We start from the raw sequence: 24,879 nt of genomic DNA, 5'->3' as shown, positions 1-24,879 counted from the left end.
TTGAACGTCAGAACTGGAACACCTTGGCAGATCTAGCCGCAAATCACAGAAGGAACCTATGGCAGGGGAAGACCAAACACTGAACCAAGAACCAAGCTCTAATGGAAAAAGTCGACGCATCACATGGCTCGGACTAATCCTCGTAAGCACTCTCTTAACAGCAAGCCTCTTTGTAAAGTTCGCTGTGCCTGCAATTTTGAAATGGGCTGTCGAGAGCTATAGCAGCGACTATACTCCTTGGCAGATATCGATCGCTGAGATCGACTTTTTCCCGTTGGATGGGGATATAGACATTCGTGGGCTCCAACTCTATCGCAACAAGCAAGAGCGATTAGCATTGCAAACTATCTCCCTCGGTGTGGCCCCGTGGGAAGCATTGCAAGGAACCCTTGTGGTCGATAAATTCGAAGCTACTGGGCTTAGCCTTGGAGCAGCCTACCAAAACAATATTCTAGAAGTCGCAGGCTTGGCCTTTGACTCCCCTCCCCAAGAGGCAAAACATGAAGCTGCTCAAAGTCCAGCTGCCGATACTGAACAATTTGCTGGCGCGCCAGTCATCATCGATCAGATTAATTTTGAAGACCTTGCCTTTGGCTTAGATTTGGATCAAAGTCAGCACCAGATTAAGGTAAAGCTTGGCCGCATTGGACCCACAGACCTCCACCAACTACCAGCCCAAATTCCACTTCACCTGGAAGCTAGTATCGATGATAGCCCCATCATAGTTTCAGGAAAACTGAGCTTGCCACTTGGGCAGTCAACACTCAGCCTGAAAAGCGAGGCTTTGCCCCTAGAGACAGTTTCTGCAATCATCCAGGGCTTTTCTCCAAGCAGTCTAAAGCTATCTGGCCACCTCACGTCAAGTGCAGACCTGAAGCTAGAGTTAAAAAAGGAAAGCACTGAGGCTAGCTTTGAAGTTATTCTGAAAGATGTCAAAAGCTCGGTGGAGCAAGGCGAGCAGCTTAGCCAAATTGCTATGGACCAGAGTCAACTAACTGGTCGAATTGAAACTAACTTTCATCCTATGGCAATGGTACCAGCTCAACAGCTAGTCATTCAAAGTCAGCAGAACTTGCTCCTTAAGGGAATTCAACTAAGCTTTAAAGATGCTTCCCAGGATCTGGAATTAAACGCCCAAGAGATTTCGCTCGACTTGAATGCAGCAGTCAAAGAGCAGCTTGCTAGCATGCATACAGGAGAAGGTTTCAAGTTACTGAAGGTCCATGTTCAAGATCGCACCCAAGATATCGAGACACATACTGATGATCTTAGCCTAGGCCTGGAAAAACTTAGTTTCAATATTGAAACCTCTACACTAGACGCGCTGACTCTGAATCTAAAAAATCAAATGATGAAGATTCGTCGCGAAACCCAGACCTACACTTGGCAGAGCCTAGCTCTCAATCAGGTGCACTACACCCTTGGTGCAACACCACTGAAAATTGGGGCTATCGATATCGCAAGTTTTGATATGCGCAATGGTACCGAAAGTGTCTTGCAACTAGAGGCCATTGAAGCCCGTCAGCTCCTCGTAGAAACCCCTGAACCTGACAAACTTATCTCCCGTCTGCATTCGCTTCATATCATCGAGCTATTCCTGGCAGACCCTCCTGGAGTCTCGCTGGCTGCTCAAGAAAAGGCCATGACCTTTCAACTTAGCAAGATAAAAATCGAAAAACAGACAAATGGTAGCGAAGATCAGATTGATCTAACAAGCGGCTTCGGCTCATTTGGTCGGATCACTGCCAAAGGCACTCTAGATGATTCGCAACCCATTCGCCAAGCTTGGACCCTGGATCTTGAGGCATTGAATCTAACGTCTATTTCAGGTCTGTTAAGGCAACAAATCGGCTACCAGGTAGAACAGGGGCAACTCCACGGCAAGCTAGATTATAAGGAAGACCGTAAAGGCCAAGTATCAGGCCAGCTTGATTTGAGCATCAACAAGATTAAATTAGACAACACCAATAGCCGAGGCAACCCCATTGCCAATCGGCTCGGCATGCCCCTAGCCACAGTGCTAAGCCTAGCTACTGATGACGATGGTGACTTAGAACTTAGTTTCCCGATCGCCGGGCATAAGGATAATCCTGAATTTCGCTGGTCCATTCTCCTAAGCCAAAAGCTAAGCGAGCTTATGGTAAGTCAACTCACAAGTGCCTTGGGCAGCGCACTGGTCAACAACATGCTTCCCCTGCTGGCCAGCTCCATGCCGGTGAACCCTGCCATGGCCTACACTCTCATCAAGAAAGGCTGGAAGCTCGCTGAAAACATGCGATTGCAACCCGTGGAATTCGATCGTGCCCTGAACGAGCCAAGCCCCTCAGGCAAGGCCCAGCTGAAAGACATTGCCGAACAACTTAAAAGCCGCCCCAGCCTGAGCTTTACCTTTTGCACTGAAGCCCAGATCCCAGAAACCGAGCAGGGCACCGCTGAGTTTGAAAACGTTCAGAATGAAACTTTGAATCAGGCCCGTGATCGCCTGCAACGAGTTGCCCAGTACCTGGTGACAGAATCTTCTATATCTCCGGGTCAGGTGGTACTATGTGAGCCTAAAATTGCTATCCGCAGCAAGTTAGAAACACCTGTTGTCACATTACAGCTCTAGGCTGATACGCGACCCGCTGCCGCTTGCTGAGTCTCAGGCAAGCGTAGTCGGAACATCGCGCCTACCCTTGGTTTCGTTTCGATCTCTACCTCTCCCCCAATGCTTTCCACATAGTGAATCACTGCGCTGACTCCAACACCTCGGCCCGAATAGAGATCGACGGTATCCTCGGTGCTGGCGGAATCGAGAGACTTAAAAACTTCAACGAGAGTTAGTGATTCAAACTGCTCGCGGCTGATACCCGATTGGGCTGCTAGTTTATTGTAAAGCTCTTCATGGCCGATGCCCTTACCGTCATCTTCGATTTCAATAATAAAGCAGTGGTTTTCGGCAAAAAACCTTAAATCGATGGTGCCAGTTTTCGGCTTATCCTGCCGCTCATCTTCAATCCCATGAATCACCGCATTTCGTATCAGGTGAATGACATACTTGATAGCCTGTTCATTGTCAGCAGAGATCACTTCGACACCTTCTCCATGAATATTAAACTGGATGTCTTTGCCTATTCGCTGAGCCAGGAGATCAATGTCGTCCTTCAAGGGCCCTAGAATCTTGCCCACCTGCCGAACCTGAGCCCGTCGCAGCCAGTGAAAGAGCTTAGCTTTGGATTCGGCTGACAACTTGAGTGAATTCAACAAGCCTTCCAATTGACCAAATTTGGTCTTTTTCACAATGTAGTGCTCTTCTTCAATTTCATTCCAATCAACGTGAAGTGTCGACTGGTGCCGCAGTAAGAAGGCCTTCAAACTTTTTTCAAATGCCTCTATGGTCTCAGCTTTCGGGAGATCCTGCTCCTCTAGCCCATGAATGTCATCGGCCATGGCCTTCATACCGAACACTAGGCAGTTGCCTTTCATGGTATGCAGAAAGCCCTTTACCTCTCTAGGGTTATTGCCATCGACAGTCTTCAGCTGCTGCTTCGTAAACTTCAAAAACGAGTTGAATGACTCCATGTTGCCAATGATTTTCAAGAGCATCTGCTGGCGCCGTGTTTCTTCCTCTTTGGCTTGCAAGTCGGTAATATCGGTGATCGTCATCAGAATTCCATCTGGCACTCCTTTGGAGTTCCTGATAAGCGCCCCTTCCACACGTAGGTAGCGATCGCCAACCCGGTGAACTGATGGAATCTGTGCCATCGTTACCTCTTCAGGCATGATATCTGAGAACACTTGCTCTAACATCACATCCAGATTCACCTTTTGGAGACCTGTGAGCTGTAGCCAGTCACTAAAGTAGGTTTCCGGTGAAATGTCCTCTCCTAAGAGGTTATAGCAGCTCTGAGTAAAGTCCTTTTTTACTTTAAGATCAGAGCTTACAATAGCAAAACCAGCCTTCACGTTGTTCAAGATTGAGCGAATGGTATCGGTCCGTTCTTCGACAATGGCTTCGACATCATCGATGTGCTTGCGAAGTTCATCATTCAATTGTCGGATTTTTTCTTCATCCTTGGCCTTTAAAAACTTCACGCGATCACCCAGAGCCAGGGAAAGCAGGATCATCTCGATAGAGCCTCCCAGCAGTGACGCCCAGTGAGTTAAGAAAGTTAAGGGTACCGCACCGACGATTTTCAAGACGACGATGAAGTTTGATGCGATCAAGACACTCCAAGCCAGAACATAGAAGTATGCTGGTCGATAACCCCTTATGCAAGCGACGCAACCTGCTGTTAGCAAGAAAATAGATCCGAGTGACATACTGAAATTGGTAAACTTCAGATGGGTATGGTAGGGAAGAAAGAAAACTCCAAAAGCGCTAACCGCAAAGATCGCTCCCCAAAGCTGAAAAGCCCACTTCCAACGCGGCATATGAGCAGAGATGTTCAAGAAGCCTAGACTAAAAAACAAACCGAACGACATCGCTAGATTGGCAAAAAATAGCAAACCCTTGTTGCCTAACCAGATGCCAATATCATCACCTAGGAACTCTGCACCAATCCCCTGCCCACCGACATTATAGATCAATACGCAAATTATGTAGCCAACATATATATAGTAGGTCCGACTAAGGAATGATACTGCAAGAAAAAAGTTATAAGCGAGCATCACCATAATAAAACCAAACAAGACGCCCATGATCAGGTGGTCATGACGCTCGTAGCGATCGAAATGCTCCCGGTCCCACAGATGAAGCGCGAGGTACATGGACCCTTCGGTATCGATTCTAAGGTAATAGTCGTGGCTTCCAGGGGGTACTGCAAGTTCGAAGCAAGGTAGGCGAAATTCACAGCTTCTCATATCAAATGGTACAAGATCACCGTTTAAAAGTGGCAAGTTGCCATTTTTAAAGCTGCTGCTATACAGTTGAAGCCAATCGATATTTGGATAGCGATTTTCTAAGACAATATCCCGAGTCTCGCTACCGTTATTTTGAATCTGAAAGTGCAACCAAAGGCTGCCAGTCGACATTCCCATACGGAAAAAGTCAGAGTCAGACAGCTTGAAGGCATCGAGTCTTTGATCTCGGGAAATTTCAGTAAAATCAAATTTATGTTCAGAATTATCGAAGGTGCGGACCATCTTACCGATGACGGAACCCTTCAGCTCCTGACCAGGATTTAGAACGATAGGTGCACCCGCAGCCTCGGCCGCCAAGATCGCGATGCTCGACCACGCAACAACAAGAAATTTTATACACTGTCTCACACCAAGACCCATGGTCACTCCCAAGACCTCATCAATGCGTGCTAGCCACCTTAGATAAATCTTTTGTTGCAGCGCTTTACACCAACTCATCAACGCATTCGTTTTGGTCTTGGGATTGGAATCGGCATCTGGCCGAGAAAGTAGAGGCTGAACTTAAGATTCTGGAGTCGGATGTCAGATGCAGCCCTGGCGATAAACCTAAATAGCTGACTTTATGTAACATATTAAGGAAGCAGGGCTCCAAAGAGCCCCGTGTTCGGTGACCTCAGGCAAGTGATTTAACCTCCTGAACACCACCTCCTTGCAAACGGCTTAGAACGTCTGGTTTAAATTCATGTAAAGCACTCGACCATTGGGCCCGTATAGCTCCTGAACCCGAACATCGTCTCCACCACGCTCCGTGGGGTCTTCTGGGAAACGGGTTTCAAGAACGTTTAAGGCACCGATTGCAACGTTGCCACCCCATGGGTGATTCCAAGCATACTGCACATCATAAGTCGAGAACGAACCGATCCTTTGATCCGGGTCGTTCTCAGACCGTTGCTGCCCAATCAAATTATTACGCAGGGTAAAGCCATGATCGTCAAACTGCCAAGTGGCACTGGATACGGCTCGCCATCGAGGCTCGCCCCGATCGCCAAGGGTATCTTCTTGGGCTTGGCCTGGAAATGGAACGCTTTTGGCAAATAGTTTCCGGGAGTAGTCTGCATTCACAAAAAGGCGATTGCCTCCCAGACGAAAACGGTAGGCAGCATTTAAATCAACACCAGCATCTTCACTCTCACCAAGGTTCATAATCGGCAGCTTGATCCTTTTGAGCTTGCCGTCGTTCCAACGCTCAATCTCAACCCCAGAAAAATTGCGGCCTTGAGCGATAGAGTCGAGTACATCTTGCGCATCCATCTCACGAACGATGTCTTCGATCTTGATGTACCAGTAGTCTGCCCCCAGGGAAAGTCCATCGATTGGTTCTGCAACAATCCCAAAGTTGTAGGCTAGCGATGTTTCTTCTTGAAGACTTTCATTACCAGAGGTTTCAATCTCCACTTCATCGATTCGAATATCACAATCGAGACCACAAACCGGAGTGTCAATCAAGTTTGTTAGACCAACTTGCGTCCCTTTATAGATTTCGTCAAGGGTTGGGGCCTTGAAACCTGTTCCCACATTTCCACGAAACAATAGACGACTGGTAGGCAAATACTTAAAGCCAAGTTTTGGGTTGGTGGTGCCACCGAAATCCGAGTATTGGTCATAGCGTGCAGCAAACTGAAGCTCGAAGGAGTCAGCAACAGGGAATGCCATCTCAACAAAGGCTGCTGATATGCTGCGATTGCCTTCAGCGCCCTTATCCTCTGTAACACCAAAGACATTGCCTTGCTCAGATTGTGGATCGATGATCTTCTTGTAATTCTGATCGCTTTGCTGAACACCGATAGCTAGCCCAGCATAGCCTCCCCCCATCTCAAAAAGGTCACCAGATACACTTAGATTGTAGTTCGTCATATCGGTATCAATGACTTGAAACGGCTCGTAGGATGCCCTGGAAACCACGGCCATGCTCCCTTGCGTGAGCTGAGTTTCAAATGGATTGAATTCACCGGTCTGGATTGCACTAACAAGCTCATCCACCAGCATAAAGCCCTGAGGGTTGACGGTATCTTTCTTGCTCTGGGTGTGGCCTGCACTGAGACTCCAGGTCCAGTTGCTGCCGATTTCCCCATCTACACCTAGGGTTCCACCAACCAAGGTTTTTTCTTCTTCCCACTTACGAACTCCCCAAGGCACAGCACGGTAGCGCAGGGTCACATCCTTGCTGACTTCTCCCTTGAGGCCTAAGCTAGGCTGCTTTTCAGTGGCAATTGCCTGAGGAATTTGAAAGTAGCCCGCATTGGGCGCCATATTCCAGATATTGGTGTTCTTCACTGCTCGAATGCGAGAATAAACTGTAAGCCCTGGATTAACATCGTAGCCAACGTTGTTCATGAACCCGATTTGCCGAGTTTCAGGTGCAAACGCGGAAGTATTGCCATAGTTGTAGGAACAGATTGGATCGCCACCTGTTTCTACAGGAATACGATCTCCCTTGGGTACCTGACAATTCTCATGAGCAAGAAGCCCCGATCCAGCGTCGTAGTTCGCCGGGTATGAGTAGGTACTCAAGCCAACTCTCGTCCAATCTCGATCCCGATAGAAAATAGGTTCCGACTGTCGGTAGTTTAAAGTTGTCAGTACCCTGAAGTCGCCCTGATTGACGCCGGTAAGGTAGGCAAATTCAGTTGCCGTACCGCCCTCAGCTTTGGGAGAGCTCGCCCGAGCATAGAACGCTGAGCCGTTCAAATCCTTGCGCGTGATGATGTTTACCACACCACCAGTAGCATCCGAACCATAGATCGCCGATGCTGAATCTTTCAGAACTTCAATGCGCTCAACTGCTGCCATGGGAATCGTAGATAGGTCTACAACCCCTAGACCAGCCTCATCTGGAACCCGTTTCCCATCCAGAAGAACCAAAGTATTGGAGGGTCCCAAACCTCTCAAATCGACATTTGTCACTGTTCCCCGAACGTCGTTGACTGCTGATGCACCATAGGAGCCATTTGATGAAATCGTCATACTTTGCATCAGTTCACTGACTGTGGAAAAGCCTGTACGTTCAATGCTTTCACGATCGATGACGATGACCGAAGACACCCCTTCCACATCAGTTCTCTTGATGTGAGAGCCGGTCACTTGAATTCGTTCCACTTTCTTTGCTGGAGCTGCTTCCTCATTCTCCACAGACTCCTGAGCTTGGCCCGCTGTCCCAATCAAGAGTGAACTTGATAAAGACGCTAAGGCAACCATACGCTGATTAATGATAATCACCTTTTTCTCCTAATCTTTTACGACCTTTTTTATATTAGTTAAAATGGTCTTATGAGAACTCATATTAATTGTCAATAAACGGATAATGAAGGGGTCGCCAGCGGGTGACAGATTAGATCAGGTGATCCTACTCGCAAGTAGCTCGGCAGTGGCATCTTACTGAAGCCACAGGCATTCATCTTCCTACATTTCAGTGTCTATGAAATCGTAAAAAGTCCTTTGCTAGTTTTGATTTAAGACCAATATATGGTAAATTTACTCATCTCTGATGCCGGAGTCAGACATTAAGCACCACAAGCACTACTCAACTTGCTCGCACATTTCTGTTCAAAAGTTCGCAATTTATTTTTAATAAAGTCAGCTCATAACATCTTAAAAATTTTTCATAGGTCTGGCTGCCGAGCAAATCCCAATCTGCTTCAAAACTCGCAGTGATTGGCAAAACGAGTTAGGATGGTGTGGTTTGATCCCTTAAGCACCAAAAGGACTGATTCTAGGCGTGGCAAAGATCTTGCTTTGAAGATCTTGACTGAATAATTTGTGTAAGACAGTGACTAAATTTACTGAAACGACTTATCGCAAGAATCTCGGAAAGGATGGCACCCATGGAACTCAAAGACATCACTGGCAAGAGTATTCTTCTAGGGCTTTCGTTGTATGAAGACGAAACCCATCTTGTTCGCTTTACCCAATCACTCTGCCAGAGTTTAAGAGCAAAGCTACTTCTCACCCATATTCTCAAACCCTTTCATTACTATGCCTATGCAGGTGAGGCACCAGTCTTTCCCCTCGATACCTACGGTCCCATCATGGATGAGTTGGATGAGGAGAATGCCCAGAAGCTCTTGAGCAAGATTCAGGAAGGCTTAGACGTAGAGTCCGATATCATCGTGAAACGTGATAGCCTGATCGAAGGAATCGAAGAGGTTGCTGAAAAAGGAAAAGCTGGCCTGATCGTATTAGGCTCAAACTACTCGAACTCAGTGTGGCAGGGCCTATCGACAAGCATTTCCTTGATGAGAGGCAGCTCTTTTCCTGTTCTTGTCGTTCCCCAAGGCTGTGACCAAATCACCAAACCTGACCTTACCATTTACTGTGGCGACGATCTCACCGACTCCTGCAACAGCATCATGAGCTATGCCAGAGACCTTGCCCTAGCCTTAAAAGCCGATCATCTGTTGCACTATCACATACATGATATGAGCGAGCAAGATATCAAAAGGATTACAGACCACATCAAAAACGCAGTGATTCTTGGTAAAATGCCTGAAGAGGAGCTATCCAAGGTGGAAACTTACCGCGAGCGAGTTATCGAACAAACCTTGGAACAGCTCAAAATCCGCTACGAAAGACTTCAGGGAGCCGAGTCACTCAACGTAGAGCGGAATGTCTTATTTGGCGAAGCTGCCGAAGAGCTAACCAAGCTGATTTCCAAGGACGATAAGCCCAAGCTTCTCATATTCGGCAAGCATCACATATTCCGCCCTGAGAGTTTAAGTTTGGGTCGGCTCCCCTACCCAACAATGCTGGAGTTAGGAGCCGCTGTGATGGTTTGTCCGAGCGATTCGTGAGTCGCCTAAGGATTCACGATCAGAGTCGGAGGAGCCCAGCCTGGATCTGGGCTATAAGGTCCTGCTGCTGACGATGAATAGTAGTTTGTCATATTTTCAGCCTGATCAGTGAGGTCGATGCTTTCTAGGAAGTAGGTGTCATAAAGCTGGCCGAAAGGTATCATGAAGCCAAACTTCCATAGATTGCCTCCCTCATTGCTAAGAGAACCACAGATATAGATCCATTCAGAATAGCCCGCGTTAGTGAGACGCCAACAGGGATTATTTTGGAATGGCATAAAGCCTGATATATCATCCGTTATCTCGATAAAGAGGTAGGCATAGTCACCAGGGTTGTAGCTACTTCGATCGAAGTAGGCTGCATTCGCCGTAAGTGTCGGGGCAAGCGTATCTGTGGACGCTCCAGCGATATTAAAAGACAAAACTGCAAGGGGGCTTGACATATATTGTGCGTCGCCAAAGGAAGCGTAAAGATTTGTGTAATTACCAGCCATGTCGTAAACTGACACGTCTAGCAATTTATAGGTGCCGTTTTCTATCCAAGGGTTCAGTGGAACATCCAAAGTGTAGTTATCTCCTCCGACAGCCTGAGCAATTCCACAGTGATAGATCATCTTTATGTACGCCGCGGTTTCCAGTCGAACACATACATTTCCGAAATCAAGGCCAGCACCCGAATCTGTTATATTCATCGTTAGTATTGCAGAGTTGGGAACTGTGTAGTTTGTGTTGTTAAAACTCAATGAGTTAATCACCGGTGCTGTTCCGTCAGGAGTCGCATTTATGAAGTCAAATGTCGGAATCAGAACCGCAGATATATTGCCATTGATAGTATAATAGGTATCTCCGCCACTCATCTTGTACATCTCGGTCCGGTTGCCCACGGTATCGAAGAGTTCAATCCTTGCTGGGACATAGTTTTGAGGCGCATTCTGAAAGTAATCAGCTAGCGTAAACGTAGCCGAAAAAGTACCATCCCCATTATCCACTGGCACATGACAACCCGTATGGTGTTCGTACATGCCAAATTCTTGATCAATGACAACACAGATATTAGCGAGCCCACTTGGGTCGGTAGCTTCCACGGTAATGGTAGCCATCACCGAACCGCCACCCACATCATAGGTTGCAAGATCCATGAAGACAGCATTGGGTTGATCGATAAATGGTGGTGAATAATCGGCCCCACCAGTAAGGGTCACCACTGGTACGTTAATACCAGGGGCTTCTGAATAATTTCCGGGCATACTTGCAGCGCTGTAAGTAGCTTGATTACCAGCTAGGTCACCCACGAGAAACTGCTTGATTCCGTAGTCGCCGTTTTCATATTGATTGTCTAAATGGACATAAGCTTCGTATTGGCCAGCGGCGATGTACTCTGTGTGTGGACAGCGATTTGATTGTTGACCCGTAACGAGGTTCTCAATAGTTAAACACACCGGAGCGGGCATGTTAGGCACCAAAGAGCCGCCACTGTCAGAAATTGAGAAAGGAATCACAAGCTCCCCAGGGAGGCCTAGTGTACTCGCAATGTTTCCGAACGATAGAAGTGTTGGAGCCATAGTATCTGGGTTGTTGCCGGGCCCTGCATTGACGTTCCAGTTAAAGACTGGCATTGTCGAGATACCTTGTTCTTGGTGAACGCCATTGACTAAATCATAACCTTCGCGGTAGTAAGTATCACCAAACATGGAATTGAACCATCGTCGATTACCAGAGTAGTCTTCCACATCGATCCAACTAATGTCGTAGGTATAGGGAACGTAGTAATCAGGTAGTTGGATAGTAGCCTGGTACTGGTTGCCTCCGATTGGCATAAGATCGAAGCAACCAACCGGAGCAGTCATACCACCGGTATCCTTTGTCATAGCAAAACATATCCGCCGGAGATCACCCTGATCATCGTAGCCATCGACCACGATATTTGCTTCTCCTGGAGACATGATCGACGTCGCCCACGTGAAACTATTCACTGTTGGAGGGATCGTGTCGTTAGGATTTGTCGTATTCTGATCACCACCCTCATCTTCATTTTTACAGGTGTCGCAGGTTCCCAGATCGAACCTTGCATATGGCGTTCTAAGCACCAAGCCTGTGGGATAAGTACAGCTTACGCGGATATAGTAGTCCGTGTCTTCGCTATCTTCATTGAAATCCAGCAGATAGTTATTGTAGTTGGTAATCGCTTCCTCATGAGTATCCGTTTTGTCATCGACATGGTAAGCGTCGATTTTACAAGCACCACCCTCGGGAAGATCGGTTCGGATTGTAACCTGTCGCAGGTCGCGATCGACCAGAAGCCGGATACCACGAGGCAGCTTCTCTACTTTCTTTTTCAAAAAGCGACCATCGTTGAAGGTACATTGGTAGGAAGCCTCCGCCTTGAGCGGAAAACCTTTGCCTTCGAGGTTGACTTCAACCCGTGACTGCGCAGCCTGGAAAGTCTTGCCATCAGTGTCCACAGCGCTACGCAATGTTAGACTACACTTCTTGGGTGTTTCCGATATTTTCGGTGCTATGACTGCAAATATCTGGCCATTCAGTTCTGTGCTGAGGACTCCTAGCGAGACAGGGTTTTGGGTATCAAGAACCTGTTTCTCGGTTTTGGTTACGATCTTACACTCTTCGGGTACAGCTTCTGCAAGGATGGTGGTCCCCCAGGGGGTCTGGCGCGGACTCGTGCTAAAATTGAGATCGGGCACCCGGATGACTTGATAGGTACCAAAGTATGCAGTTTGGAATTTGACAACCTCTTTACCGCTTGCAAGGGTAACGAAGTCTCCAGTGTTTAGCTGATAAATAGTGTCGACACAACTACCGTCATCTTTATCGTGCCTTGAGAACATCACAGGAGTGGTATCCACAAGGCCTAAACCCGTTGTTGCTTTACCTGTGGAGACTTGAATGGTTCCGGCCATTCCGTCAGCAAAACCCTTGACGTTTTGATCATTACTGAACACCGTGGCTATAGAATCAGTATCGGCACCAACAATACCAAGATCACCGAGGCTGCCATCGGTCGCTGGAGTCACGGCCTCTTCAATCGTAATGTTCATGCTAATATTTAAAGCCCCAGGAGGGATCGACAAGGACGTTCCTTCGAGAGGACTGCCTTCGGGGACTTCAATACTTTGAGTCACGTTCGCACCGGCAAAGACCTGCGCAACAGATGTTTCACCTACGACCTGGACTCCGACTTCCTGAATCGAATCTAAGTTCGCGGCTTCTTGCTCGAAGAAACCCTCGCCGGGAAAACATCCGAGAAGTAAGAATGGTACTGTTAACGGAAGTAAAAATCTGTTCATAATTCAAGACCTACCCAATCATAACTGCCTCAAAGAAAAGGTCGGCATTCCGTGGAAGGACTTCAACGACAAAGATTCTTCCAATAAAATATAGCCCTTATGATGGCTCAATTTTCTATTCAAAGGGACTAGAAAACCCAAAAAAAGCGCCTGAACCTAGTAAGTTTCAAGCGGCATTTTCGTGGATGTCATAGCCAAACTTCCTGAGAGCCTCGATTGATCGATTGTAATCTGGCAGAAGATCAACGGATCGGAAGAAATAAGAAACTGCCTCCGATCGCCGCCCCTGCCGGGCCTCACAAATTCCCATGTTGTAATAAAGCTTGGCTTTCGCCACCACATTCCCCGAAAAGCACAGAGCCTTTTCGTAGTGACCTTCCCCGTCCTCGTACTGACCGCGACGGACTTTTTCAATCGCAAGTGAATTAAGAAAGCTACCAAGGCCATTTTCGAGGTCTTTCACGGAATAATGAGCAAGCTTTTCTTTAATCAGATTAGCAAGCTCAAGATCCTTTTGAATCGTTGGTGAACCAGTATCATGGGACAAAGCTTTTTGAAAGTATTCAATTCCAGCCTGACAATTGCCTCGATGCAATTCTAGCTCACCAAGCCAAAGAATCCGTTCCAAGTTGTGTGAACAAAAGTTATTAGCCTTCTGAAAACTTGTCCGAGCAGAATCGAAGTCACCTGACATCAGTTGCGACATGGCGAGTTGATGGAGCAGCAAGGAGCTTGTGGGGTGAATCTTTAAGGAGTCCATGATCATCGAAATGGATCTCTCTACCCCATTCAAGCTTCTTATGATCGAAGCAGCCATGGACACACCTTTTGGATTTTGTCCCATATTTTGCAACCAGACATTGATAATCTCAGTAGGCTTGTCGATGTTTCGATCGAAATCTTCGAAGTAAGCTGTTTCCGCCCGCTGTAGGATCTTTTGATAGTCGAAACGATCTCGAAGGATTTCCTTCGAAATCTTCATCAGCTTGTCTTCGTCAAATGGCTTGCTCAGGCTAGCTGTAAAAAAGTAGTCTTCGGTGAGGACGTGGTCTTCGTGATCCAGGAATCCAGAAATCACAACGATGGGAAGGTTTCGCAATCTTCGATCTTGGCGAATCCGATTGAATAGCTGCATACCATGTAACACAGGAAGCTTCCAGTCCAGAGTCATCAGATCAAACTTATACTCATGAAGCTGCTTCCAGGCTTCTTCCCCGTCTGAAACGCAAAAGACATCCATAATTCCATTGTCGCGAAATGCAGATTGAATCAAGCTCTGCATCGATTTGTCGTCTTCGACGATCAAAACGCGCTTGGGCAAAAATTGTTCTCGCGAGAATTTTGATCGGTCCATCAGCTGACGCGCCCCAATTTAGATGCTTTGTACTTCTGTAAATCCTTGAGCATGGGACAATTTGAGATGAGGTTGACGGCAAGGTCAATCTCGACTGCTCTTACTTTCAGTATGAATTTATTACCGTGAGCTTCATAGAGACTGTAGACGCCACTGCGCGTCAGGTGTTCGTTCAGTAAGATCGCCTCTTCTTCCGAGCGGAAAATTTTCACTCCTTGGAGTACCACGGATACCTCCCCGATTGAATCAGTGAAACTTCTCGGCGGAAGACTGCGGAACAGTTTAAGACTTCTCGGGAAGGCTTATAACAAGCCAATAATACTACTTCTTTATTATTTTTTTGGGAGATAGTTGGGTCGTTTTCAGAGCCGACAGATGTTAGACAATTATTTCCCTAGGTAAGAATCTGTTTTAATGCACTAGCATCTGTGTTATGCCTCTGTAAAGAGGCCTTATTTACCAAACTAGATGATGTTTACCCAATCTTGGGCAGCCGTTGATCGTAGTATTTCTGAGGCTTGACACTTTAAGTCACACCGATCCCTTCAAACTTCCTGTTGAGGTTTTAGTTCGGCACCTTACAGCCCTGGGAGGTCTCAGCGTTGAGCCACATATTGAATTCCGACAACGTTTCCTTGAGTGTTCGAAAAAAGGTATTGGAATAAACTTCATTGCGGAAATCGAGCCAGAAATACCCATAAGATGTTTTCAGAATGGCGCCAATGGTGCTTTCATTCTGAGTCAGTTGATGAACAATACAGCGACTAATCTCTTCATGGGAGTTGTTTGCGATGAATTCATGAGGATTTTGCAATGTCGACGCTCCTCGTCATAGAAAGCAATGAGAACTCTTAATATATTTTATCGAGATCGAGGCTGGAGAGCAATACCCATGTGGTATTCAGCTTGCTTGGCTGTATTGGGGCGGAGCAAAAAGATTGGGAATGGTAATGATAAAACTTGTTCCCTTGCCCACCACTGATTCTATTTTCAATTGTCCACCTGAGCTTTCAACTATATCCTTCACTGCCGACATTCCCACCCCACGACCAGAAATATCATTCGCTTCTTCAGTGGTGGAAATTCCGGAATGAAAAATCAAGTTTTGGATTTCTTCGACGCTTAAAGACTGCGCGTCTGCTTCGGTGATGACTTTCTTATCAATGGCTTTAAGCTTCACACGTTCGGGATCGATTCCACGGCCATCATCTTCAATTGCTATGCGAAGATCATCTCCTTGTTGAGAAAACTCAAGACTCAGCTTACCCACCGGATCTTTGCTACCTCGATTATCAGCATCCTCAATCCCATGATCCATAGCATTGCGAATCAGGTGAATCAGATTGTGAAGAAGTTCAGAGTAGTGTCTCGGAACTTTTATACCTTGCCCCTTTAGGGTGAACTGAACATCTTTCTCTAGCCGTTCTCCAAGATCCGAGACAGTTTGTTCGATCGGCCCGAGATAGTAACCGATAGGCTTGTCCATCAGTCGATCAAGACGATGTCGCACTTGAAACAAAGACTCTGCATCTGCAATATACTGCGACAGATTGCTCACAAGCTGATCGACTTCTTCCTGACTGATTTCTGACAGCTGCTTGTCTCGCTTTTTAAGACCTAAAACGTCTTCGTTGTCCTCTAGCACCGAATTAACCGTTTGTGCGATCTCATCAATCTGCTCTAGGGTAATGCGCTTACGGCCTTCGGTTCGATGAATAAGTTGTGAAACACCCAGAAGGCCAAACATTGAAAGATTACCTTTCATAGTGTGAAGCAGGCTGCGCACCTGGTTTTCGTTACCAGCCTGGCAGGCGGTTCGAGCTTGGTCAATCTCGTGCCAAAAATCTTCGAGAAACGATTCGAATGAATCTAAATTCTGGAGAATCGTGATCAGCATCTCGTTCTTCTTCACTTGCCTTTCAACCAGCTCCAAAGACGTGGCATCATTGATCGTAAATAGAATGGCAGCAATCTCTTGGTCCTGATCATCGCGAATCGCTGCTGCTACAAGACTCAGAGACCGGGACTCGGTACCCACCCGCTGTGGAATCTGCTGCACAGTGACTGACTCTGGTAGAATGTCATCAAATACCTGTGTGATCGATTGCTCAAGATGCTCTTCCGCACGCTGATCCAAATTGAGACATCTCAAAAAGTTTTGACCTTCAAATACGCTGCCCGGCAAGAGCTCGTGACAGGCCTTGGTAAAGCCAGGAAGAATCTTAAAGTCGCGATCAATACCCAGAAAGCCTGATTCTACATTTGAGAGGATCTTATTGATTTCTTCAGTTCGCTCTTGGACTAGTTTTTCTAGCCCTTCGTTCAAACCTCGCACCTCTTTTTCAGCTTTTTCGGCCCGATCGAAGGCTTCATTGAAATTGGACGCGATCGCAGCTGACTGAAAGAAAATAAAGAAGAACATTCCAAAATAAATCACGTGAGTAGAATCGAGCAAGCCTTGCGCGACCATAACATCGTTGATTGCAGTCAGAAAAAGCATGGCAAAACCAACGGTGAACGTGCGAGCACCGCTCACCCTATGGACAACTGCTCGAACCATGGCCGCTAAGATCAACACGCCGAATAGCAATATGAGAACCTGATAGAAAGGCAGCAATGGTTGATAGATAGCGTAGGGAGTCAATAGAATTAATACGGCCCAAGATGCGGTTAAGCTGCTACCAGCCAGGGCATAGCGACGACGAAAGAACTTTGGATAGAGTTCGTTCATGAAGAGTAATAATCCTGTACTCGAAACAGCAAACCCGAGGTATTCGACTTTTGATTCCAACCAGATGGGAACATCCACAAAGCTTGCAAACAGATCCCCCTGCCCCATGACAATCAAGCGGCCGCCAATCCCAAAGCCAAATACTGCAAAATACAGAGGTGAAATCCGGGTTTTTCGAATCGCCCATAGATAAATATGGTAAAAAAGCATGATAAAAATGGAACCGAAGACCAACCCATCGGTGATTCCTTGGCGCTTACTTTCAGCAACCAAGCCCGGTCCAATAAGAAATTCCCCTCGAATATTAGAAACCGTTCGATGAAAGTTTGATATTTGCAGGACAAAGACATTGCGCCCTTGGTCTAGGTACACCGATTTGGCAATTATCCGACGCTGCCCTCGCTCATCATCAGCATTGTCTGCTACGACTCCAGTACGAACGACCTCACGGCCATTGATCCACAGGCGTGAGGCTGAAGTCACACGATCCATCCATAGTTCTGTAGTTTGAGCCCGAGGACTTTCGACAACCAGAACATAAGTTGCAAACCCTTCTGTAGTGAACTGGTCGCTAGTATTCCAATCCTGAGTCGGGTCCCACCGGAGATTGGTGTTCAAAAGTTCTGACTCATTCTCTGGACCGAGAAGCTTCTGCCAGTGGAACAGCCACTCACCTCTGAGACTTAGGGCTTTCTGCTCAGAGTCTGGCAAAACGCATGCATGCTCAGTCACACACGAGCGATATGATTCAGCCTTGCCTCGGGTCGGACAAAGCAATATCCCTAATATGAATCCAAGCAATCGCAGTTTCACAGATCCGTATCTCCTTTGTCAGGAGCATCGGCAAAATGAATGGAGTCCTGAGAAATCACCTCACGGCACCTTCCAATCATTATAATATCAATAACTTACAACCCATTCCAAGGAGCGACATACTGGGGGAAACCCATTGCTCAGACGAGCATCACCCCAATTCCGGCCACAGCAACGACAGTCCATACCGTCTTGCGAAGGCTCACTGGCTCCTTCAGAACCACAGCTGAAACTGGAATGATCCAGATTGGAAAGGTCGACGTTAAGGCCGAGCTGATACCAGCCTTTGCGTACTTCGCACCAAGAGACATAAGCAGAAGACCAAGAAACGTTCCCATGAACGACACTCCACTTAGGGTTATAGCTCCCCGCGGGTTGGCCTTAAGAAATCGTAGCAAGGATCTCAGCTGCCCCTTATAGCCGGTCACTGCTAGTAGGATGAGAAGAGATGGCAAGATCCGAAGGGTCGTTCCCAAGATCACGTCAGTACCCTGAAGGTAGTGGCGGATGATCACCACCGCCGACGATTGCCCCAATGCTGCGACCCCAGCGAAAAACAGACCTTCTACAAGCTGGCGCTTGCTTAGGGTGAAATGGCTGCGACTTGAGCGATGGGATAGGATTAGGAAGACAGCAATGACGGTGATCGCCATGCCAAGCATTTCCCAAAAAGTAAGAGACTCTTGGAGAAAGGTAAAGGCTAGAATGGCCGTTAAAGGCGGAACTGCGCATTGACTAACGGAAGTGTTTTGGGCTCCCAGTCGGCTCAAGGCTGCGAACAAGGCGGTATCTCCAAGGGTCAAACCGACAAAGCCCGATAGAAAAAATGCCAGATACACTTCTGGAGCCTCAGGCCACGGAGGATTGATAATCAAAACCCCGAGGCATAAGAAGAGGCTAGCGATCACGTGTTTGAAGAGGTTGAGCTGATCGGGCCTTAGTTGTTTTGAGTAGGCTGTGAAGAAGGTCATCGATACGGCCCATATCATCGCCGAAAGAAGCGATGCCGCCTCGCCAAGGTAGGGAATTGATTCCATTTAAAGACTCCACCATAATGGTTTAGGGATCATCCATTGCGACCAATGGAAAGCTTGGCCTCTGCTATACCAAGATCAAAGGCGAAAGTATAGCCTCGTTTTGTCAGCTAAAGCACGGATATAACAATGAAACTTCATCTTGTTGATGGCACGTTCGAACTGTTCAAAGCCTACTTTTCCTACCCTTCCACAATCACCAGTTCAGGGGTGGAGGTGGGAGCCGTTCGCGGCTTCCTGAGAAGTATGTTCTCGCTTCTTAAGCAAGACGGTGTAACACATATTGCCGCTGCATTTGATCACACCATCGAATCCTTTCGCAACGACCTCTTCATTGGCTATAAAACGGGTGAAGGTTTGGAAGCCGAACTAGCAAATCAGTTTCCATTGGTGGAAGATGCCTCGCAAGCCCTAGGTATTGTCACCTGGCCAATGATTGAATTCGAAGCCGATGATGCATTAGCAAGCGCAGCTTACAAGTGGAAAAAGCTTAAATCACTTGAGCAAATCGTAATTTGCTCGCCAGACAAAGATCTCTGCCAGATGGTAGAAGGTAACAGAGTCATCACTTGGGATCGCATTCGTAAAACAAATCTCGATGAAGGTGCTGTCACAGAGAAATTCGGAATTCCCCCCAAATCGATTCCCGATTATCTCGCTTTGGTGGGAGATAGCGCGGATGGTATCCCCGGAGTTCCTCGTTGGGGCGCTAAGTCTACGGCACAGATTCTTCAGGTATTCGGTTGTATTGAGAATATCCCCTTTGACCTAGAGCACTGGCCCAAGGTTCGTGGCGGCAAGAGTCTACTAGCTCAACTACTGGATCATCAGGACGAAGTCAAACTATACAAGACTCTAGCCACCCTGCGTCGGGACGTTCCTATTGCTGAAACGTTTGCTCAGCTTCGCTGGCAAGGCTGTGATATTAAGGCACTGAAAAAGCTTTGCAAAAGAATTGAGGATCCTGCATTTCTGCAATCTGTGGAAACTTGGCAAAAGCAGTCACAGAAATGATCCTCAATCTAGCAACACGCAACCACTCTATTGAAGCAAAGCACCAATAGAGCAACCCGACATCACCACCACCACTCAGCTTGGAAACCATAGGTTAATGCTTCATTATCCTTGTTCTGAAAGCCAAGAGTTCCACCGATACTATCTGCGGAGTCATCGTCCCAAGAGGCTGCTGTCACAAAGTAGCGAAGAGAAGGCCGTGCCCAGTAGCCTTTACCATTGACTGCTTCTAAAGCTAGGGTTGCCTTTGTTAGTTGTTGATCTTTTTGAATCTTCTCGTCATTACTTGACACAATGTTATCGCTGATCGCAACGAAACCAAGATCGAGAGTCGTTTTCCATGTTTTGCTTAAATAATAAGATGGTCGAACACCAACCATGATCAGGCTGCGATTCGCTGCTTCTTTACCTGAAGTTAGCGTGTAGCCGCCAAAATCGTCTCCCTGATAAATGATCGAAGCAGCAAGATCATAGCCTTCGAAACCCTGAACATATTGATTTGCGATACGATAGCTATTGGACTCTTCGACTACCTTTTTTGTGATGTCATCTTCTTTTTGAACTACAGCCCCAGTATTGGCAAAGTTAAAAAAGCCGTTCGCATCTCCAGTTTTAGCGCCATAAATACCACGACCATACTGGGCATATATCTTATTGAATCCTTCCTTTAAATTCATGGTATAGATGCTGGTAAGTGATTGACCATTGAGGCCCTCGTATAGTTTTTCACCAGTACTACTATCATGAGCCGAGTGCTGGCCATGGATCAAGATGAATTCCAAGGGGCCGCTGGCGTATCGTGCATCAAGGGTGGTTTCAATCGGAGGATTGGCGGTCTTGTCGCCAATTGTAATGTCCCCATCTCCCCGATACTGGACGAGGGCTAAGTGGAGGCTATCGTCACCGATTTTTATATTTTCAATTCCTGCACCGCGCCCGCCAGTATTGGCAACAATAAAGAAGTCATGCATATGAATATCGTAGCGTCGATAAAACCTTTTACCCATCCAAAGGTCTGCTTCAAATGGCAAAAGGTTCCCGCCAATGATGTAAGCCTCGCGCAAGGCCACCACTAGGTCTTCATCATTGGTAGCCTCCCAAGTATCAAAAAGATCTGATGCAAGGGCTAAGGTAAAGACCGACTTGAACCACGGCTCTGCCACAGTTTCCGAGCTGGGCTTTATCCAATTGACAAGACTTAATTCCGCATAAAGACCACCACACTCGTTACCCAATCGAAAGGGTTTCCCCCAAGTGTTATCGAGAGCAAAGCAACTTTGGCTGGTGCCTCGCTCCGACCACCCTCCTCCAACACGAGCATAGCCGTGATACTCAAAGAGTTCGCTTCCGTAAACTTGTACAGTCGATAAGGCACTGCAAGCAACAATAAGCAATTTTGTAATAAACCTCAAATTAGCCTCCCGATTAAAGATTGAAAACCTCACGAGCTGGGGAATCTAGGATTATTACGAACATTGGTAAAGAGATTGTTGCGGAGATAAATTTTTTTTACTTTTAGAAAGACACTAGAAATTTCAATCAGTCAAATTCTACTTCTATAGAATCTTAGAACCGATTAGCTCTTTAAGAGTGAGCACAGGACGGGAAAATTTCACTTGAATCCCCAGTAGAGAAAGGTTCTGGATCAGACGATGCCAGAAGCCCTTTTTCTTCCCTTCAAACTGAGCAATCAAATCATAAACGTAAACCTTGGCCAACTTATAAACGGCTTGTTCGTCTAGCTGGCTAGCTTGAAACCGAGGACCAAGAATTTCTGCTGCAGCCCGCATCTCAATCCGGGGCTGACTGTGATCAAACCATTGATTACGGTGAAGGATATCGTTTGCAACTTTTTCATAGGCTTTTTTGGGCTGCCCTGGCCTAATTTTGGTGCCCAATAGCTTATTAACCATCATCATCATGCGCTCGACCTCGATCAGCTTTTCACTGCTATAATGAACCACTTCATTTTTGTGGTGGTCTCTCGCTAGGAATGTGAGGTCCATCGCCATATCGATCAAGTCATTGATGGGCACCATAGGAATTTTAAGGTCTTTTGGGATACCGAAACGAATGGCTTTCTTGCCTTGCTTGGTTCCATAAAGTGCAGCCTCAATCAGGTCGTATAACGGCGTCTTTTGATTTCCATACCATCCCGTACGAGCATGGCCAAGTATGGCAGGAGTTCTTAAAATCGTGACAGGAATCCCGTACTGGGACGCCTGGATAAAAAGATTGGTTTCCGCTGCCCACTTGCTAGCGTGATACATGTTACGAAAGCTCGGAGTCTTGGGGATCACTTCTCGAAGAGCATCGTGGTCGCGCCCCCAAGAGCCCAAGACCGATCCAAAGTAAAACCGCTGGCAATAGGGTGAAGCCCGAGAAAAAATATCGTGTAGCTGGCCAGTCAAAGTAAGATTGACCCCAAATGTTGCTACTGAATCGTGCGCGTCATGGCTCTCATCTTCAGCCAGATGCCAAACCACATCAACGTCGCTCAGTCGGCTGTCGCCACGAAGCTTCTCAATCCCATCAGGGTCGAACGAAACCACTTGGAGGAGGTTCCAATCTAATTCGAACTTATCGTACTTAAAGCCTTTGGCAGCGTTAAGAATGGCTCGCTTCGTGAACACACCTTCAGGATCATGGGGGCTCAACGCCAAAACATTTTGGCCTTCCATAAGAAAGCTCATCGCAAGGGAACTACCCCAAAAACTTGTTGCGCCAGTAATGGCAATTAACATGATCCTGCTCCTGTGATTCTTAGTCTTAAGGAGCAAGATCCGTGCTCAGCATCTCGATATCTAAGTTGCTGTATTTAGGCATAAATATTTGATTCAGGGAAATATTTGTCGACTTTTTTTACAGATCTATTGGCAATGGTTCAGGCGAGAAATCTTACTGATGATAAGAGTTAGCTCTTTAGTAAAATTAAAGAGACCATCAAACATTTCTGTAGTAAGGATGAAAATCGAACAATCGCTCTATTTTAAATGGAATGCAAGAGGTATTCATTGCTCACTCCTAGCCCAGAAACGAAAGCTATCTGCGAGCGAGTTGCTCGTTTTATAGAACAAAACTTATATCCATTGGAAGAAGAATTTCTATCTTATAATTGGAATGACAAGTGGTGGGAGAAACTTCAAGAGCTTCGCCGCAAAGTCCAAGGCGATGGCCTGTGGGGGCTTTGTCTACCCAAAGAGTTTGGAGGTAAAGCTCTTGATATCTACCAATTTTCATATATTGCTGAGCAACTTGGTCGCTCGCCCCTTGGCCACTACATTTTTGGCTGCCAAGCACCCGATTTAGGCAATATCGAGTTACTTCACCAATGGGGTTCCCGAGAACAGAAGCAGCGTTTTTTAGATCCACTGGTTAAGGGAGAGCTACGCAGCTGCTTTGGGATGACAGAACGCCAAACAGCGGGCAGCAACCCAACCCTTCTTAAAACCCGCGCTGAAAAAATTGATGGTGGCTACCGTATCAACGGTGAGAAATGGTTTACTACATCTGCCGACGGTGCTGCATTTTGCATTGTTATGGCGGTCACAGATCCGGAAGCTTCCCCCCATCAAAGAGCCAGTATGTTTCTTGTCCCGACAGACCAAGAGGGCTTTCACTTGGTTCAGAATATTTCCGTCATGGGGCACCGAGGCACTGGGTATTTTAGTCATGGAGAATTGAGTCTCAAGGACTGCATTGTGGGAGACGAAAGCCTTATTGGCGAGCGAGGTCGTGGCTTTCTGCTTGCTCAAGATCGCCTGGGCCCAGGGCGAATTCACCACTGCATGCGTTGGCTGGGCATTTGCCAACGAGTATTCCAAATGATTTGTGAGCGTGCGATGTCGAGGGAAATCAGCAGCAGCAAACGTCTGGCGGATAGCGACGTGATCAAGTCTTGGATCGCAGAGCTTAAGTGCGATATCCACAGCGCTAGGCTGATGGTTTTGGACGCCGCCTACAAGCTCAGCCAAGGTCATGGTGCAAAAGATGAGATTTCTATGATCAAGTTCTACGTTGCCTCTGTGCTAGCAAGGGTCCTTGACAAAGGCGTGCAGGTGCACGGCGCCTTAGGAATGACCGACGAAACAGTGATCTCCTTCTACTATCGGGAGGAGCGGGCCTCACGGATCTATGATGGTCCGGATGAAGTTCACAAATTAAGCATCGCCAAGAGGGTACTCCATGACCATCGTTGATATCGCCCCCTATGTGGGCCCAGATCAATTCAAAGAAAACTTGATTCTACAAAAGCGCTCGTCCCTCGATACTATTATCCACAATTATCAGGATAACATCGCTATCAAGAAGACCAAGCTGCTTCATAAGAACTTGCCGATCATTATGGAGTCGGCCATCACCATCTGTCTCCACAAGGGGTTTTCGAGCCTATCCCTGAGAGACTTATGCCGTGAAACTGGCCTCAGTATGGGGGGCCTTTACGCCTATATCGGTAGCAAAGACACCCTCCTAGCTATGATCATCGACCACGGAGCAGACGTTGTTTGGCATAGCCTCCAGCGTTATCTCGATCATCGCCACGACCCCATGGATCGACTGTCCACACTTATCTACTATCATTTGCAACTTGCGGAAGACATGCACCCTTGGTTCTACTTCTGCTTTAGGGAGATTCGCTCCTTTCCTGAGAGTGCGCGACGCAAAACCTTGGACCGAGCGCTGCAAGTGGAAGCTATGATCTTGGATTGCTTGCAAAGGAGCGCAGAACGGAAGCTCATTCACGAATCCATGTCTTTTGATATTTTTGCCGGAATGATTAAAGCTCTGATCCAAGATTGGTATATGAAACGTTGGAAGTACCGTCAGAAAAAAGTCTCCTTACGGCAGTACCATAAGGAGATCATGAGCCTGATCGAAACCGTGACCCAAGGGGCTCGACAGGCATCGCCAACGATCCATTAAAATCATAGATAAACTA

The 24,879-nt window shown here is 47.0% G+C and carries 15 protein-coding genes; 5 read left to right on the top strand and 10 right to left on the bottom strand.

The window, feature by feature from the left end:
* The first annotated feature begins 58 nt into the window (after positions 1-58).
* A complete protein-coding gene (locus B9N89_RS12460) occupies positions 59-2,608 on the top strand; it encodes a DUF748 domain-containing protein (RefSeq protein ID WP_132318890.1) in 2,550 nt (849 codons plus the stop codon).
* Here the strand turns inward: B9N89_RS12460 and B9N89_RS12455 are convergent.
* Positions 2,605-5,340: a 7TM diverse intracellular signaling domain-containing protein gene (locus tag B9N89_RS12455; RefSeq protein WP_132318892.1), complete on the bottom strand. Its 2,736-nt coding sequence runs from the start codon at positions 5,338-5,340 to the stop codon at positions 2,605-2,607. The two genes, B9N89_RS12460 and B9N89_RS12455, sit on opposite strands and share 4 nt — an antisense overlap.
* A gap of 222 nt (positions 5,341-5,562) precedes the next feature.
* Positions 5,563-8,118 (bottom strand): TonB-dependent receptor plug domain-containing protein, encoded by a 2,556-nt coding sequence (locus B9N89_RS12450; protein WP_132318894.1) that lies wholly within the window; start codon positions 8,116-8,118, stop codon positions 5,563-5,565.
* A gap of 605 nt (positions 8,119-8,723) precedes the next feature.
* Between B9N89_RS12450 and B9N89_RS12445 the strand changes: the two genes are divergently transcribed.
* On the top strand, positions 8,724-9,689 hold the full coding sequence (locus B9N89_RS12445; protein WP_159455334.1) for a universal stress protein: 966 nt from the start codon (positions 8,724-8,726) through the stop codon (positions 9,687-9,689).
* A gap of 5 nt (positions 9,690-9,694) precedes the next feature.
* On the opposite strand, the gene B9N89_RS12440 is transcribed toward B9N89_RS12445, so the two are convergent.
* From B9N89_RS12440 to B9N89_RS12415, 6 genes are all read right to left on the bottom strand, one after another.
* On the bottom strand, positions 9,695-12,994 hold the full coding sequence (locus B9N89_RS12440) for a hypothetical protein (RefSeq protein WP_132318898.1): 3,300 nt from the start codon (positions 12,992-12,994) through the stop codon (positions 9,695-9,697).
* Between the two features lie 166 nt (positions 12,995-13,160).
* Entirely contained in the window at positions 13,161-14,315 is a 1,155-nt protein-coding gene (locus B9N89_RS12435) for a response regulator (RefSeq protein ID WP_159455333.1), read from the bottom strand.
* 32 nt (positions 14,316-14,347) lie between these two features.
* Entirely contained in the window at positions 14,348-14,575 is a 228-nt protein-coding gene (locus B9N89_RS12430; RefSeq protein WP_132318902.1) for a hypothetical protein, read from the bottom strand.
* Between the two features lie 338 nt (positions 14,576-14,913).
* Positions 14,914-15,162 carry a hypothetical protein gene (locus tag B9N89_RS12425; RefSeq protein ID WP_132318904.1) on the bottom strand — a complete coding sequence of 83 codons (249 nt, stop codon included), beginning with the start codon at positions 15,160-15,162 and terminating at the stop codon, positions 14,914-14,916.
* Between the two features lie 87 nt (positions 15,163-15,249).
* A complete protein-coding gene (locus B9N89_RS12420; RefSeq protein ID WP_132318906.1) occupies positions 15,250-17,892 on the bottom strand; it encodes a 7TM diverse intracellular signaling domain-containing protein in 2,643 nt (880 codons plus the stop codon).
* Positions 17,893-18,032: 140 nt separating this feature from the next.
* Positions 18,033-18,929, bottom strand: a complete 897-nt coding sequence (locus tag B9N89_RS12415; RefSeq protein ID WP_132318908.1) for a DMT family transporter — start codon at positions 18,927-18,929, stop codon at positions 18,033-18,035.
* Positions 18,930-19,055: 126 nt separating this feature from the next.
* Here B9N89_RS12415 and B9N89_RS12410 point away from each other — a divergent pair, with 126 nt between their 5' ends.
* Complete coding sequence (locus tag B9N89_RS12410) at positions 19,056-19,940, top strand: 5'-3' exonuclease (RefSeq protein ID WP_132318910.1); 885 nt, start codon at positions 19,056-19,058, stop codon at positions 19,938-19,940.
* A gap of 62 nt (positions 19,941-20,002) precedes the next feature.
* On the opposite strand, the gene B9N89_RS12405 is transcribed toward B9N89_RS12410, so the two are convergent.
* A complete protein-coding gene (locus tag B9N89_RS12405; protein ID WP_159455332.1) occupies positions 20,003-21,352 on the bottom strand; it encodes a carbohydrate porin in 1,350 nt (449 codons plus the stop codon).
* Between the two features lie 144 nt (positions 21,353-21,496).
* On the bottom strand, positions 21,497-22,684 hold the full coding sequence (locus B9N89_RS12400; RefSeq protein WP_132318914.1) for an NAD-dependent epimerase/dehydratase family protein: 1,188 nt from the start codon (positions 22,682-22,684) through the stop codon (positions 21,497-21,499).
* 270 nt (positions 22,685-22,954) lie between these two features.
* Here B9N89_RS12400 and B9N89_RS12395 point away from each other — a divergent pair, with 270 nt between their 5' ends.
* Together B9N89_RS12395 and B9N89_RS12390 are read left to right on the top strand one after the other, a co-directional pair.
* Entirely contained in the window at positions 22,955-24,139 is a 1,185-nt protein-coding gene (locus B9N89_RS12395; RefSeq protein WP_200820707.1) for an acyl-CoA dehydrogenase family protein, read from the top strand.
* A complete protein-coding gene (locus B9N89_RS12390) occupies positions 24,126-24,863 on the top strand; it encodes a TetR/AcrR family transcriptional regulator (RefSeq protein WP_132318918.1) in 738 nt (245 codons plus the stop codon). Before B9N89_RS12395 ends, B9N89_RS12390 begins: the two co-directional genes overlap by 14 nt.
* Positions 24,864-24,879 lie beyond the last annotated feature (16 nt).

This window comes from Pseudobacteriovorax antillogorgiicola (genome assembly GCF_900177345.1).
GTDB lineage: Bacteria > Bdellovibrionota_B > Oligoflexia > Oligoflexales > Oligoflexaceae > Pseudobacteriovorax > Pseudobacteriovorax antillogorgiicola.
This window is presented reverse-complemented; position numbering and strand designations above follow the sequence as displayed.

What these genes read in the sequence shown, in the direction of transcription:
- B9N89_RS12460 (WP_132318890.1), top strand. Translation starts at nt 59, where the DNA reads ATGGCAGGGGAAGACCAAACACTGAACCAAGAACCAAGCTCTAATGGA.
- B9N89_RS12455 (WP_132318892.1), bottom strand. Translation starts at nt 5,340, where the DNA reads ATGAGTTGGTGTAAAGCGCTGCAACAAAAGATTTATCTAAGGTGGCTA.
- B9N89_RS12445 (WP_159455334.1), top strand. Translation starts at nt 8,724, where the DNA reads ATGGAACTCAAAGACATCACTGGCAAGAGTATTCTTCTAGGGCTTTCG.
- B9N89_RS12440 (WP_132318898.1), bottom strand. Translation starts at nt 12,994, where the DNA reads ATGAACAGATTTTTACTTCCGTTAACAGTACCATTCTTACTTCTCGGA.
- B9N89_RS12415 (WP_132318908.1), bottom strand. Translation starts at nt 18,929, where the DNA reads ATGGAATCAATTCCCTACCTTGGCGAGGCGGCATCGCTTCTTTCGGCG.
- B9N89_RS12410 (WP_132318910.1), top strand. Translation starts at nt 19,056, where the DNA reads ATGAAACTTCATCTTGTTGATGGCACGTTCGAACTGTTCAAAGCCTAC.
- B9N89_RS12400 (WP_132318914.1), bottom strand. Translation starts at nt 22,684, where the DNA reads ATGTTAATTGCCATTACTGGCGCAACAAGTTTTTGGGGTAGTTCCCTT.
- B9N89_RS12390 (WP_132318918.1), top strand. Translation starts at nt 24,126, where the DNA reads ATGACCATCGTTGATATCGCCCCCTATGTGGGCCCAGATCAATTCAAA.